Genomic DNA, 14,973 nt, shown 5'->3' with positions numbered 1-14,973 from the left:
CCTCTCCTTTCCTCTAAAACAGGATTTGACCGGTTCCCGTCATTCAATGTGTGTAAAAAATCCTACAATGCTTATACTTAATATATGACCATCCCGCGAGTTATGAAAGGGTTCTGCCTTGGGATGAATAATTTTGATAGTATCAGCATTGTAGGAAACATCTCCCGGGAAAGCAGAGAAATAAAAAAACTGATAGGTTTCCGGCATTTTTCAATGTCAATTCCCATCAGCTTTACACTATTGTCGGATTAGTTCACCATGCGCCGCGCTTCAAGCAGCTGATAGGCTCTAACTTTTCTCGGTAGGAATCGACGAATCTCATCTTCATTATACCCTACCTGTAACCGCTTTTCATCTAGAATGATTGGTCTTCTTAAAAGACCTGGGTGTTCCTGAATTAATTCGTATAAACGTTGTAATGGAAGACTTTCCACATCAACATTTAGTTTTTGAAATATTTTTGAACGAGTAGAAATAATTTCATCTGTTCCATCTTCTGTCATGCGAAGAATTTCTTTTATTTCATCAATATTTAAAGGTTCGGAAAAAATATTACGCTCTGTATAGGGAATATCATGTTCCTCTAACCATGCTTTAGCTTTTCTACATGATGTACAGCTTGGGGATGTAAATAATGTAACCATCATATGCTGACACTTCCTTTCAGTCGGATCGAATATTAGAAATTATATTTGTAAAATTAAATTAGAATAATTTTAATGTAGTTGCTTCCAAACCCTATTATACACATATTCATTCATGATGAATACACTTTTCGAAAAAAAATCACCAAACTGTATAGGTTTGTCACAATTCCATAATACTAATGGCTCTTTTGCGACTTCGTAACAGATGCATTTCTACTCTCTACTGTTATACCCCGCAGACCGATAATTTAAACATCTGATTTGTCAAATAAAACATTTTCTCATTTAGGATACAACTAATTGAAAATAATATTTGAACCTTCACTATATAATACGTTTGTCAACGGGGAAAGGTTTCATAAAAAATCGAAAAATACAGAAGTATATTTACATCCCACTAAAAAAATCGTATCACCATTTCTTACAAATCTGAGTCAATTTTATAATAGAACCATTAGCACAAAAATCCGAACGAGGTCGATTTCCGCTTCAGCCGGACGCTTTCCGCGGGCACGGCTGAAGCCTCCTCATCGCTGCGCTTCTGCGGGTTCTTCAGCTCGCGCTGTTCCCCGCAGGAGTCGCCGTCTTACGCTCCAATCAACACGAGCAGAACATCATATTAACGAACATTAAAATAGATAGTTATATAATTATTCTCTTGTTTAATCGTAATTATGAAACTGATTCACCTAACGAAGTAAGGTTTTTGAAAACAAAAAAACCGGTTCTCTTATCGAAAACCGGTCATGTTTCACTTATTACTATAGAGGGAATAGATGAAGTATCTATCCCAAAGCTCAGAAGCGCAAGGTATTTCCTCACTAACCATCACTTTTTAAAAGCATCAAATTCACGTTGTGAACAGAGAACTAAATGCCCTGGTGCTACTTCACGCATAATCACTTCTTCGTCTGGACCATATTCATGCATTTTCGGATCGTAACTCTGGCGTACACGATTACGCTCATAATCAGGATCCGGTAAAGGTATCGCGGATAGCAACGATTGCGTATACGGGTGCAAAGGTGCAGTATATAACGTTTCCGCCGGTCCAATTTCAACTAATTTACCAAAATGCATAACACCAATTCGATCAGAGATGTATTTAACCATCGATAAATCATGTGCGATGAATAAATACGTCAATCCTTTTTCTTCTTGGAGCTCTTTTAGCAAGTTGACAACCTGCGCTTGAATCGAAACATCTAATGCAGAAATCGGCTCATCCGCAATGATAAATTCTGGTTCAACAGCCAAAGCACGGGCAATTCCGAGGCGCTGACGCTGACCGCCAGAAAATTCATGCGGATAACGATTGGCGTGCTCACGGTTCAATCCTACCGTTTCTAGTAGCTCATGGACGCGCGCTGTACGCTCTTTTGGATTTTTCACCAGCCCGTGAATATCAAGCCCTTCTGCAACAATATCCAGCACTTTCATGCGGGGATTTAATGATGCATAGGGATCTTGGAATATCATTTGCATTTTACGATTAAATGCCTTTAGGTCTTTTTTTGACTTCTTCTCATGAACATTAATACCGTCATAAATGACTTCTCCATCCGTTGCATCATATAAACGAATGATTGTGCGCCCCGTTGTTGATTTACCACAACCAGATTCACCAACAAGACCAAGCGTTTCACCTTTATAAATATCGAATGTAATGCCGTCAACTGCACGCACTTCATTCTTCTTACCTACATTGAAATGTTGCTTTAAATTTTTAATTTCAAGTAATTTCTCAGCCATTACCGAACACCTCCCACATTGCCTTCGTAATAGCGACTGCCAGGGAACTTTTTCATCCGTTCAATAACCGCTGCTGGCGGATCCACTTGCGGTGCATCAGGGTGAAGTAACCAGGTAGCAGCATAATGCGTATCGCTGACTTTAAATAACGGCGGAACTTGTTCCATATCGATTTTCATCGCATATTCACTCCGCAGCGCAAAAGCATCCCCTTTTGGTGGATCCAATAGGTCAGGCGGCGTCCCAGGAATCGCATAGAGCTTCTCTTCTGTCATATCAAGTGATGGCATAGAGCTCAAAAGGCCCCATGTGTAAGGGTGTTGTGGGTTATAGAAGATTTCGTCCACTGTACCAACTTCTACAATACGCCCCCCGTACATTACCGCCACACGATCCGCTACGTTGGCAACCACACCAAGGTCATGCGTGATGAAAATAATCGATGTATCAATCTTCTTCTGCAAATCCTTCATCAATTCAAGGATTTGTGCTTGAATCGTTACGTCTAGTGCTGTCGTCGGCTCATCCGCAATGAGAAGCTTCGGATTACACGCAAGCGCCACAGCAATTACGATACGTTGGCGCTGTCCACCTGAAAGTTGGTGCGGATATTGCTTCATACGCATTTCCGGTTGTGGCATCCCAACAAGTGCAAGCAATTCAACCGATTTTTTCCATGCTTCCGATTTATCAAGCTTTTGGTGTTTAAATAGTGGTTCCATAATCTGTCTACCGATTGTCATTGTCGGATTCAGAGAAGTCATTGGATCCTGAAAAATCATCGAAATATCTTTCCCACGAACATTCCGCATTTCTTTTTCTGAAATCTTTAGCAGATCTTTCCCCGCAAATAAAATCTCACCATTTTTGTACTCTGTACTTGATGCTGGTAAAAGACGCATAATCGATTTAGTTGTCACCGATTTACCAGAACCCGACTCACCCACAATGGCGAGTGTCTCCCCTTTAAACACTTCAAAATTGACGCCTTGGATTGCTTTCACTTCACCTGCAAATGTATGGAAGGAAAGCTCTAGGTTTTTCACTTCAATAATTTTCTCCATTTTGCTTTCCTCCTTTAATCTTTCATCTTCGGATCAAGCGCATCACGCAATCCGTCTCCAATTAAGTTAAATGCAATCATCAGTAAGCTCAACACTAGTGATGGGAAGAGTAACATATACGGCTGATACGCAATAAACTTATAAGCATCATTAATCAATGTTCCTAGTGATGCATCTGGAGATTGAAGCCCCATTCCGATGAAGCTTAAAAATGCCTCGAAGAAAATGGCAGATGGAATGGTAAACATCATGTTGATAATAATAATTGCCATTAAGTTAGGTAGTAAGTGCTTGCTGATGATACGAGCATCACTTGCTCCTAAGGTTTTGGCAGCCAGGACAAATTCCTGATTTTTAAATTTCAACACTTGTCCACGAACAATTCGCGACATGCCTATCCAGCCAGTTATCGTGATGGCAATGATAATTGACAGAATTCCTGGTTCAAGGACCAAAATCATAAGAATAACAATTACTAACGTCGGTATCCCAATAAGTACTTCAACAATTCGTTGCATGATGTCATCGGTTCTGCCTCCATAATAACCAGAGATCCCCCCATAAATAACACCGATCACTACGTCAATTACAGCGGCAAGAAAGGCAATCAGCAATGAAATTTGGGTTCCCTTCCACGTCCGTGAAAACAAATCCCGCCCAAGGCTATCCGTTCCAAACCAGTAATACTCGTCAATTTTCTTCAATTCATATAGGTTCACCGTTTTCGAACCAAGTTTACCTACCCCATCGAAAACCCCTAACTTCTCAAGTCCAGGCACCTTTGGAGGTAAGTTAGCATGCGTCATTTTTACCTCATCTGGGTTATGTTCCACCATAAATGGACCCGCAAAAGCCATAAAAACGATAAAAATAAGGATAAACATACTCACAATAGCCGCTTTATTTTTACGAATACGCAACCATGCATCCTGCCAAAAACTCAAACTTGGCTTGGTGATTTTTTCAGCATTTGAACTATCAACCGTAATCCGTTCAAAAGAATCCTGCGGTAATTTATTTAGATTGTTTGTCATTACTTCGAACCTCCTGACAGACGGATACGCGGGTCAATAATTCCATAAAGGATGTCTACAATCAAAATAATCGAAATTAAGAAGATAGAGAAAAAGATTGTCGTCCCCATAATAAGCGAAACATCATTTGTACTAATAGATGTGACGAATTGCGCTCCGATACCTGGAATCGCAAAAATTTGTTCGACAACAAGTGATCCTGTTAATAAACCCGCTGCAACTGGACCAAGTATTGTAATAAGCGGGATTAGCGCATTTCGGAAAGCATGTTTGAAAGCGATTTCAAACATGTTTGCCCCTTTAGCCTTTGCTAACAAAATATAGTCTGAGCTTAACACTTCGATCATTTCAGTTCTTATAAACCTTGCTGAAATTGCAAGTGGTCCCATCGCCAGTGCGATAGATGGTAAAATACTAGACTTCCATCCTTCCCATAGTCCAACAGGCAATATTTCAAGCCAAACCGCAAAGACATATTGTAAGAGTACAGCAAAAACAAATGAGGGAACTGATATACCAACAATCGCGACAATGGTACTACCATAATCCCAAACCGTATTTTGTTTCAACGCCGCAATCATACCAAGAATAATCCCTATCACCGTTCCCAACACCAAAGCTTGCATTCCTAAAATCATGGAGTACTCTAACTTTTTAATGATTAAATCTTTAACATTTGCATTTTTATATTGGAATGAGATACCGAAGTCGCCTTTAGCTAGATTTCCCATATACCGAACATATTGCACTGGAATTGGATCATTCAAGCCATACTTTTCATAGACAACTTCCCTTTGCTCAACGGATAATTTTGATGCGGAAGCTAACGGGGACCCTGGAAGCAGTTTACTAAGCGCAAATGTAAATGATGCAATGAGAAATAAAGATAGGAACATATAAACAACACGTTTGATAATATACTTTGCCATGTTTGCACCTCCTGAATATCTTCGATAAATCCTATAAAACCTTCAATTTCGACAAAACAATACAAAGAATTTTGAGATATTTCACCTTCATTGAAAAAGAGAGTACATGGCCGATAGCGACCATATACTCTCTTTTCTATGAGATTTCAAACTTTCAAATTCTTACTTAGCTTCTTCAGCAATATACGTCCACTTGTAGCTGTAGTCTCCACCGAATGGGTGTGTAGCAAGACCTTGTACATTAGGATTCATAAGAACCATTCTTCCACGTTGGTACTGTGGAATAACAGCTGCCTCTTCTTCAAGTAGAATTTTTTCAGCTTTTGCAAACGCTTCAAAACGTGCTACTGGATCCGCTGCAAGTGTAGTTTTTGTAGATTCTACAAGTGCATCATACTCAGGATTTGAGTAGCCCATTAAGTTTTGTGGGCTAGATGATACAAACAATTCGATGAATGAAATTGGATCCTGGAAGTCAGGGCCCCATCCAGCATTTTGAATGTCGTAATCACTTGCATTGTCAAGATCAAGACGAACAGAGAAAGGAACTTCTTTCAACTTAATCGTTAAACCTGGAAGATTTTTCTCAAATTGTGATTTGAACCATTCTTGTTGTTTCTTTGCATTCTCAGTGTCGCCACCAAGAATTTCAATTTCTAATTTGTCGACGCCAAGAGCTTTTAGACCTTTTGCCCAGAATTCCTGTGCTTCTTCAACGTTATAAGAGTTGAAGTCTCCACTGTAATCACGGAAATCTTTACCGTTTGGATCATAAGTGAATTGGTCAGCAACTAGGTAGTCAGCTGCGATTGAACCGTTAGCAAGTACAGCTGACGCAAGTTCTTCTTTGTCAAATGCACGTGCCAATGCTTTACGAATGTCTGCGTTTGCAAGTGGTGTAGGTTTACCATTACGTTCTTGGTTTAGCTTGAAATAGAATACAGATGTTTCAAGCTCATTGATGATGTTTGGATCATCAGCATATTGCATTGCATACTCAGCTGAAAGTAGTACACGGTCTTTTTTACCTTGCTCGTACAATTGAACAGCTGTTGAAGTTTCTTTTACAACGTCAACGTTAATTTCTTCAAGTTGTACTGTTGCAGCATCCCAGTACTTTTCGTTTTTAACATATTTCCAGTTACCCGTTCCATCCCAAGCTGATAGTTCGAATGGACCGTTATAAAGCATATTGTCAGAAGTCGTTGCATATGCATCGCCTTGAGCAGTTACGAATTCTTCGTTAAGTGGATAGAATGTTCCGAATGACATAAGTGATAAGAAATAAGGAACTGGACGTTCTAGTTGAACAACAAATGTTTTGTCGTCTGGCGCAGATACACCTAGATCTGTTACTGCAGCAGTTTTTTCACCGATTTCAGTTGCATTTTTGATCATACCTGCCATTAAATAAGGACCGTATGGTGAACCAGTGTTTGGATCAACTGCACGTTGCCAAGCATACACGAAATCGTGTGCTGTAACAGGTGTACCGTTTGACCATTGTGCATCACGTAGTTTGAACGTATACGTCAAACCATCTTCGCTGATTTCAGGATCGCCATCAGCCATACCTGGAACTGGAAGACTGTCTGCATCTAGACGATAAAGACCTTCCATGATGTTGTTTAGTACGTTGAAACCAACAGCATCCTCTGAAAGTGATGAGTCAATAGATGGAATTTCAGCAGCTTCAATCAAATTTAGAACCTGTGGTAGTTCTTCTGCAGGTTTATCAGTTGCCGGCTTGTCTGCATCCTTCTCTGGATCTGCAGCGCCTTCGTTTTCGTTTTTGTCGCTACATGCCGCAAGGAATGCGCTTAGTACAAGCAAAATGCTTACGAGCCACATAAATTTGTGCTTTTTCAAATCGATGACCTCCTCAAAATTGTCTGAAAACTAGTTACAATATTATTATACAATGATTATTCTAGTTGTACATACCTTTTCGAAAATTTCTAGTGTTCTATCACAGAGATGAGATTAAGAAACTGATTATATCAGCGTTCGTGACACCAAATTTCAATATTTCTGATTTTTACTTAGAAGTCTAAATTATTGATTTCCAGATAATAAACCTTTATTATTATTCAGAATTGAGGTGGAGATTTGAATAAATTCATACGAAATTTCATCATTGCACAAATAAGCATTGTCTTGATCATGCTTCTATACTTCAAAGAGCTGACATTACTCTCCTATATAAATTCATCTTTTCTTATTGGAGGAACGATTACGTTTATTGGTCTAGTTGTTTTTGTATTTTCTACCGGCTTCTTTGATGTATTCACTGTAACGACGCGAAAAGTGCTGACTCGGAAAAGTCGGATGGAGGATGTCATGTCCATGCGAAAGCCTTCTGAGATTTTCTCAGCACCCGTTTCACCTATATTAGGAACTGGCATCCTTGTTTTAATCGGCATGGGGATCGGGCTTGTTATCTTTTACGCATAACTTGAATCAGTAAAAGATCTCTGCTGTCTCAAGTTACGCCGAGTCGGATGTCATACATATTGAAGGGAGTTAATTGCATAAGCGCAATTAACTCCCTTCAATATGTAGACGCAATTACGCCAAGGCGTAATTGATTAAGACAAGCCTATTGCAATCTTTGCATCAACATATTATACTTTTGAAAACAGTTGAGCGAATGGCAATGAAGGAAATAGTATTCCAGTGGTCGTTTTCTAGAGAGCCTGTGGTTGGTGCAAACAGGTAAACGACCTTGGAGGAATGGGTTCCTGAGCCTGACAAGTGAACTTTATTGTAGCTTGTCACGTCCCCCGCGTTAAGGGAATTTGAGTGGCCTTCGGGCAATTCGGGTGGTACCACGGTTGATCAAACATCAGTCGTCCCTTTTACGGGGACGGCTGATGTTTTTTTTGCGTCTACAGGATGTAGATGTAAGGCTATTGCGACAGGACGTCGCGCACTTTAGCCGCATTCCATAGCTATGTAGATGTAAGGCTTTTAAAACTTAAGGAGGAGATTTTTACATGAAAACCATTTTTTCAGGCGTACAGCCGACAGGGATTATAACACTCGGAAATTATATTGGAGCGTTCCGCCAATTTACAGAGCTACAGCACGAACAACAATGCCTATTTTGCATTGTCGATCAACATGCTATTACCATTCAACAAGACCCAACTTCATTAGCAAATGCCATTCGCTCGCTTGCTGCGCTTTATGTTGCAACTGGCATTGATCCGGAAAAAGCGGTGTTATTCATCCAATCCGAAGTTCCAGCACACGCACAAGCTGGCTGGATGATGCAATGTATTTCTTATATCGGAGAATTGGAGCGTATGACACAGTTCAAAGATAAATCGGATGGAAAAGAAGGCGTTTCATCAGCACTTCTGACATATCCCCCGTTGATGGCTGCCGATATCCTTCTATATAACACGGACATCGTTCCAGTTGGTGATGACCAGAAACAACACGTCGAATTAACGCGTGATCTTGCGGAACGCTTTAACAAACGTTACGGTGAAGTGCTGACTGTCCCAGAGATCAGAATTCCGAAGAACGGTGCACGCATCAAGTCTCTTCAAGAGCCACTTAAAAAGATGAGTAAATCTGACCCAAATAAGAAGGGTACGATCACCCTCCTTGATACGCCAAAAGAAATTGAGAAGAAAATCAAGAGTGCAGTAACCGATTCTGATGGTGTGGTCAAATACGATGTAGAGAATAAACCGGGTGTGTCTAACTTGCTAACGATTGAATCTGCTCTTAGCGGTGTTTCCATTGAGGATCTCGTCGCAAAGTATGATGGTCTAGGCTACGGCGCATTCAAAGCTGGCGTCGCTGAAACAGTGATCAACCACCTGAAGCCCATCCAAGATAAGTATTACGAGCTTCTAGAATCGCCTACCCTTGACGACATTCTTGACAAAGGCGCAGAAAAAGCACATGCCATTGCATCCGTTACTCTCGGGAAGATGGAAGCCGCGATGGGACTCGGACGTAGACGGTAAGGGTTAGCGTCAGTGTAGCTAGTACAAAAAGTACGAAGTCGGCGGTATGCACGATGTAATCGAAAATCTGACTCCATTCATACCCCACCGATCTGAAGTTGAAATAGAGAATCATATTCGATACTGTGACGACAATTAGTCCATAACTGATAAGAAATAGGAATAGGCGTGTCATTGTACATCTTCCTTTGAATTTTCTTTAATTATATGACAGCATGACCCCCTTTTAGACGAAGGGGGTTTTAATTTGTGGTTCAAAAAAAACGCCCCATTTTACTGGAGCGCCATAATAACTTATATCTTTTTGAAAACAAGTGATGCGTTATGTCCACCGAAACCAAGTGAGTTGCTCATTGCGTAGGTAATGTCCGCTTTACGCGCACCTTCCGTCACATAATCAAGGTCACATTCCGGATCCGCATTGACGTAATTCATCGTTGGCGGCAAAATCCCTTCTTGCAATGCTTTTACAGTGAAGATCGCTTCCAGTCCACCTGCAGCGCCAAGTAAATGACCCGTCATTGATTTCGTAGAACTCATCGCAAGCTTATACGCATGTTCACCGAAAACAGTTTTCGCTGCCATAGTTTCGAATAAATCATTATAAGGTGTGCTTGTCCCATGGGCATTGATGTAGTCGATTTGATTCGGACTAATACCACTTTGCTCAATCGCTTGTGCCATTGCGCGTGCACCACCTTCGCCCCCTGGAGCTGGCGCCGTAATATGGTGTGCATCTCCTGTTGAACCATAACCAACCAGTTCAGCATAGATTTTTGCACCGCGTGCCACCGCATGTTCATACTCTTCGAGAATAATTATGCCTGCTCCTTCACCGATAACAAAGCCATCACGTTCTGCATCGAACGGACGTGATGCCGTTGCCGGATCTGGATTTAACGACAATGCGGTATTGGCACAAAAACCTGCTACCGACATTGTTGTAATCGGTGCTTCTGCGCCGCCTGTGATCATGACATCAGCATCACCTCTGCGAATCACTTCAAACGCGTCTCCGATTGAATTCGTACCTGATGCACAAGCTGTTACTGTACAAGAATTGATGCCTTTCGCTCCAAGATGAATCGATACTTGACCTGAAGCCATATCCGGAATCATCATCGGTACGAAAAATGGGCTCACTCGACGATAGCCCTTTTCAAGGAACGTCTTGAATTGCTGTTCATGCGTTTCCATTCCACCGATTCCAGAGCCAATCCAGACACCTGTTCGAAGTGCCAGCTCACCTTCAAGTTCCAGGTTTGCATCTTTCGCTGCCATAACGGAAGCTGCTAACGCATAATGCGTGAAACGGTCCATTTTACGCGCATCTTTCCGTGAAATGTATTCTTCTATATCAAAGTCTTTTACTTCTGCCGCTACTTTTACTGGAAACTGCTCGCTATCAAGCCTTGTAAGCGGCCCAACGCCAGATTTCCCTTCCAAAACCGCATGCCATGACTCCTCAGCCGAGTTCCCAACCGGGGACACAGCCCCGATTCCAGTTACAACTACACGTCTATTTTCCATATGTCAATACTTCCCTTCCTTCTAGTTAATGATTCCATTCTTTACTCTTGCTTTTATCGTCCCCACTTGATGCATAACGCACCCCATGTGAGACCCCCGCCAAATCCAACAAGAACAAGTATATCATCATCTTTCACTTTGCCATCGGATAAATCATCGACGAGTGAAATCGGAATCGATGCCGCTGATGTGTTACCGTACTTATGAATCGTTTTGGACATCTTTTCAACCGGTAAACCCAGTCGTTCACGGGATGCTTCCATAATACGAATATTAGCTTGGTGTGGAATTAAGAAATCGACATCTTCTTTCGTCAGTCCCGCTTTTTCAATTACGCTGACAGCAGATTCGCCCATTTGACGGACAGCGAATTTAAACACTTCGCGACCATTCATATGAAGATACTTATCTTGATATAGATGTTTACCACCACTACCATCCGCCCCAAGTTCAAATGATAGGATTCCCCGTCCTTCACTTACTTTCCCGATGACAGCTGCTCCGGCACCATCACCAAAAAGGACAGCCGTATTACGATCTTCCCAATCTGTAATTTTCGATAGTTTTTCAACACCTACAACGAGCACATAGTCATAAACACTCGACTCAACAAATTGCTTTGCCGTGACAACCCCATACATAAAGCCGGCACATGCTGCTGAAACATCCATTGCTGCAGCATTTTTTGCACCTAGACGTTCTTGAATCATCGTTGACACAGATGGAAATGGTCGATCTGGCGTAACTGTCGCAACAAGAATTAAACCAATTTCTTCAGGTTTGATACCTGCATTACTAATTGCATCTACTGCTGCATGATAAGCCATATCGGATGTATCTATTGAATCATCCGCAATACGTCTTTCTTCTATACCCGTCATCGTCCGAATCCATTCATCGGATGTATCCATTCGTTTTTCAAGGTCGGCGTTCGTCAAAATTTGTGACGGCACGTATTTACCAACACCAATAAAGCCTGCATTCATTCGATCATCCCCCGTTCTTATTATCTAATATTAGTACCTGGTATCAATCATAAAAGAAATGAACACATTTTACAACCACTGACACTTTTCCGCCAAATAAAGTGACTAATTACGTGTAATTTTGTTTCTACAATGGTATAGCTGTGATATGATGGATGATGAAATAGTAATGTAGAGGTGAATTCAATGAGATATATTATGACATTCTTTTGGGCTTTCGCTTTAGTTTCGATGTTAAACTACGTTGCCGGAGCAATTGCTAACGTTGATTTCAATTTTTCAGCAGGTATAGTCGTTTCGGTTATCGCAGCACTATTAGTCATCATCTTGGGTGAATCTGTGCCAGATGGCGAATTTGCGGACCATTAATCAATAAAAAACCATCCCCTTCAATGGAGATGGTTTTTTATTTGTTCGCTTAATTCACTTGCAATGCCCCATCTTTCATCGTCAAAACAAGCGTTTCATTTGGCTTGATATCCCCTTTAATCACTTCTTTTGCAACAAGTGTCTCAACATGCCGTTGGATAAAACGTTTCAACGGGCGTGCACCAAAATCTGCATCCGTCCCTTCATTCACAATCCAATCAAGCACGTCATCACTATATTTCATCTCGATTTCTTGCTGACTTAATCTATTGCCAAGATCCTCAAGCATTTTTCGTGTAATCAAACGGAATGAATCTGCTTTTAAGGAATGGAAAATAATGATGTCATCCATGCGATTCAGCAACTCCGGTTTAAAATGACGGCGTAATTCAGCCATCACAAGATCCTCGGCTGCATGATTTTCCGTATCATCCATCTCTTGTAACAAATAAGCTGAGCCGATATTCGATGTCATAATAACAACGGTATTCGTAAAGTTCACAAGCCGCCCTTGACTATCTGTAATCCGTCCGTCATCCAGCACTTGTAACAAAATATTCGCAACGTCTGGATGCGCTTTCTCAATTTCATCCAACAGAATAACAGCATATGGATTGCGGCGTACTGCTTCTGTCAATTGACCGCCCTCTTCGTAACCAATATACCCTGGAGGAGCGCCGACAAGTCTCGATATACTATGCTTCTCCATATACTCCGACATATCAATGCGGATGAAATGATCTTCTGAATCAAACAAAGTAGCCGCTAGCGTTTTCGCCAGTTCCGTCTTCCCAACACCTGTCGGACCTAAAAATAGGAATGACCCAATCGGTTTATTCGGATCTTTGATGCCCGCACGCGCACGCCATACCGCTTCCGTTACGAGTTGCACCGCAGTCCCTTGCCCAATGACGCGCTCTTCCAATGTTTCACGTAGACGTAGCAATTTTTCCCGTTCGCCTTCTACAAGTTTCGTCACCGGAATACCCGTCCAACGTGCAACTATCGCCGCAATTTCCTCCTCCGTCACCTCTTCACGAAGCAATCGACTTTCCTGACTATCCAATAGAGGCGCTTCCAGTTCGGCCAATTCTTGCTCTAGTGCAGGAATTTTACCGTAACTAAGTTCCGCTGCTTTGTTCAAATCAAAACGATTTTCAGCGTCCTCCAATTCGCGACGGTAACGATCAAGTTTCTCTCGTTTTTCCTGTATGCCGCGCAATGTTGCTTTTTCCGCATCCCACTGCCCGCGCATCCCCGCAGATGACTCTTTCAAATCCCTCAGTTCTTCTTGCAATACTTTCAGGCGCGATTGGCTCACTGCATCTTTTTCTTTGCGCAAAGCCTGTTCCTCAATTTCCAGCTGCATCATGCGTCTGGTCACAGCATCTAGTTCCTGCGGCATCGAATCGATTTCAGTACGAATCATGGCACTCGCTTCATCGATTAAATCAATTGCTTTATCCGGTAAAAATCGTTCCGTTAGATAGCGATTGGATAGTGTAGCTGCTGCAACAATCGCCCGGTCATGGATGCGAACACCATGATGAAGCTCAAATCGCTCTTTCAAACCGCGCAAAATGGATACGGTATCTTCAACAGAAGGTTCACGGACAAGCACTTGTTGGAATCTGCGTTCAAGTGCTGAATCTTTCTCGATATACATCCGGTACTCATCCAGAGTTGTCGCACCGATGCAGTACAATTCGCCGCGTGCAAGCATCGGCTTCAGCATATTACCAGCATCCATTGCACCTTCCGTTTTACCTGCACCGACAATTGTATGAATTTCATCGATGAATAAAATGATTTCCCCTGCACTATCTTTCACTTGCTTGAGTACACCTTTCAAACGCTCTTCAAATTCACCACGATATTTCGCCCCCGCAATCAGGGCACTCATATCCAACTCAAAAATTTGCCGATCCTTCAGTCCTTCCGGCACATCACCTTTCACGATTCGCTGTGCAAGTCCTTCGACTATCGCAGTTTTTCCAACACCAGGTTCCCCGATAAGAACGGGGTTATTTTTAGTCTTTCTCGATAAAATCCGAATGACGTTGCGAATCTCCTCATCACGTCCAATTACCGGGTCCATCTTCCCTCTTTTTACTTCTTCAACGAGATTACGTCCGAATTGTTCAAGCGGTGTTCGCTGATCTTCTTGCTGTTCGTTCATTCTCATCGACATCCACCTCTCCATTAGTTCGACTTTGACCATATTTGATTAATAAAATTATAAGTCCGCAATTATATGCAGTAAAGCGATTCGCTTTGGGACGTCGCATGGTACATACTAAAAAAAAGCTGTACGACCTGTGAAGCAGTCATACAGCTGATTGTATCTATTTATCGTACACCTAACGCCATTTTCGCGTAACGTGACATCATATCTCTAGACCATGGTGGATTCCAAATAACATTAACATCCACGTCTTTTACTTCTGGAAGTTCCATAAGTTCTTGCTTAACATTCGCAACGATTTGTGGCCCCATCGGACACCCGAGTGACGTAAGTGTCATCGTCACTTTTGATGTTCCTTCTTCGTCTAACTCAACATCATACACAAGACCTAAGTTAACGATATCAACGCCAAGTTCTGGGTCAATCACGTTTTCAAGAGCACCCATCATGCTTTCTTTCATCGCCTCATCCATCTTCATCCCTCTTTCCGTTCC

14 protein-coding genes and 1 other annotated feature are annotated in these 14,973 nt (G+C 41.8%); of the genes, 3 read left to right on the top strand and 11 right to left on the bottom strand.

What is annotated here, in order from left to right:
* Positions 1–248: 248 nt before the first annotated feature.
* From spxA to ACIQ0H_RS00760, 6 genes are all read right to left on the bottom strand, one after another.
* On the bottom strand, positions 249–644 hold the full coding sequence (gene spxA, locus ACIQ0H_RS00785) for a transcriptional regulator SpxA (RefSeq protein ID WP_203246566.1): 396 nt from the start codon (positions 642–644) through the stop codon (positions 249–251).
* A gap of 831 nt (positions 645–1,475) precedes the next feature.
* Positions 1,476–2,399, bottom strand: coding sequence for an ABC transporter ATP-binding protein (locus ACIQ0H_RS00780; RefSeq protein ID WP_403409511.1), 924 nt, complete (start codon positions 2,397–2,399; stop codon positions 1,476–1,478).
* The gene (locus ACIQ0H_RS00775; RefSeq protein ID WP_403409508.1) at positions 2,399–3,463 is read right to left on the bottom strand and encodes an ABC transporter ATP-binding protein; all 1,065 of its coding nucleotides are present in this window, start codon (positions 3,461–3,463) and stop codon (positions 2,399–2,401) included. Before ACIQ0H_RS00775 ends, ACIQ0H_RS00780 begins: the two co-directional genes overlap by 1 nt.
* Before the next feature lie 14 nt (positions 3,464–3,477).
* Positions 3,478–4,497, bottom strand: coding sequence for an oligopeptide ABC transporter permease (gene opp3C, locus ACIQ0H_RS00770; protein ID WP_403409505.1), 1,020 nt, complete (start codon positions 4,495–4,497; stop codon positions 3,478–3,480).
* Positions 4,497–5,426, bottom strand: a complete 930-nt coding sequence (gene opp3b, locus ACIQ0H_RS00765) for an oligopeptide ABC transporter permease (RefSeq protein WP_403409502.1) — start codon at positions 5,424–5,426, stop codon at positions 4,497–4,499. Before opp3b ends, opp3C begins: the two co-directional genes overlap by 1 nt.
* Before the next feature lie 162 nt (positions 5,427–5,588).
* Positions 5,589–7,295 (bottom strand): peptide ABC transporter substrate-binding protein, encoded by a 1,707-nt coding sequence (locus ACIQ0H_RS00760; RefSeq protein WP_403409499.1) that lies wholly within the window; start codon positions 7,293–7,295, stop codon positions 5,589–5,591.
* A gap of 240 nt (positions 7,296–7,535) precedes the next feature.
* On the opposite strand from ACIQ0H_RS00760, the gene ACIQ0H_RS00755 reads away from it, so the two are divergent.
* Entirely contained in the window at positions 7,536–7,880 is a 345-nt protein-coding gene (locus tag ACIQ0H_RS00755) for a DUF3899 domain-containing protein (RefSeq protein WP_403409496.1), read from the top strand.
* 193 nt (positions 7,881–8,073) lie between these two features.
* Positions 8,074–8,286: a binding site (T-box leader), on the top strand.
* 136 nt (positions 8,287–8,422) lie between these two features.
* Positions 8,423–9,409 (top strand): tryptophan--tRNA ligase, encoded by a 987-nt coding sequence (trpS, locus tag ACIQ0H_RS00750; protein WP_403409493.1) that lies wholly within the window; start codon positions 8,423–8,425, stop codon positions 9,407–9,409.
* On the opposite strand, the gene ACIQ0H_RS21505 is transcribed toward trpS, so the two are convergent.
* The 3 genes from ACIQ0H_RS21505 to ACIQ0H_RS00740 all read right to left on the bottom strand — a co-directional run bounded on the left by ACIQ0H_RS21505 (position 9,360) and on the right by ACIQ0H_RS00740 (position 11,925).
* Positions 9,360–9,584: a YuzI family membrane protein gene (locus ACIQ0H_RS21505; RefSeq protein WP_483882525.1), complete on the bottom strand. Its 225-nt coding sequence runs from the start codon at positions 9,582–9,584 to the stop codon at positions 9,360–9,362. The genes trpS and ACIQ0H_RS21505 overlap by 50 nt on opposite strands.
* Positions 9,585–9,703: 119 nt before the next feature.
* Complete coding sequence (fabF, locus tag ACIQ0H_RS00745) at positions 9,704–10,939, bottom strand: beta-ketoacyl-ACP synthase II (RefSeq protein ID WP_403409490.1); 1,236 nt, start codon at positions 10,937–10,939, stop codon at positions 9,704–9,706.
* Between the two features lie 53 nt (positions 10,940–10,992).
* A complete protein-coding gene (locus ACIQ0H_RS00740) occupies positions 10,993–11,925 on the bottom strand; it encodes a beta-ketoacyl-ACP synthase III (protein WP_403409487.1) in 933 nt (310 codons plus the stop codon).
* Between the two features lie 186 nt (positions 11,926–12,111).
* Between ACIQ0H_RS00740 and ACIQ0H_RS00735 the strand changes: the two genes are divergently transcribed.
* Positions 12,112–12,294, top strand: a complete 183-nt coding sequence (locus ACIQ0H_RS00735; RefSeq protein WP_403409484.1) for a YjzD family protein — start codon at positions 12,112–12,114, stop codon at positions 12,292–12,294.
* 49 nt (positions 12,295–12,343) lie between these two features.
* Here the strand turns inward: ACIQ0H_RS00735 and ACIQ0H_RS00730 are convergent, their stop codons facing one another.
* Positions 12,344–14,473: an ATP-dependent Clp protease ATP-binding subunit gene (locus tag ACIQ0H_RS00730; RefSeq protein WP_403412280.1), complete on the bottom strand. Its 2,130-nt coding sequence runs from the start codon at positions 14,471–14,473 to the stop codon at positions 12,344–12,346.
* A 170-nt stretch (positions 14,474–14,643) separates the two neighbouring features.
* Positions 14,644–14,952, bottom strand: coding sequence for a metal-sulfur cluster assembly factor (locus ACIQ0H_RS00725; RefSeq protein ID WP_403409481.1), 309 nt, complete (start codon positions 14,950–14,952; stop codon positions 14,644–14,646).
* Between the last annotated feature and the right edge of the window lie 21 nt (positions 14,953–14,973).

Source organism: Sporosarcina sp. NPDC096371 (assembly GCF_044762865.1).
GTDB lineage: Bacteria > Bacillota > Bacilli > Bacillales_A > Planococcaceae > Sporosarcina.
The sequence above is the reverse complement of the archived record's forward strand: the minus strand, read 5'-3'. Positions and strand labels throughout refer to the sequence as shown.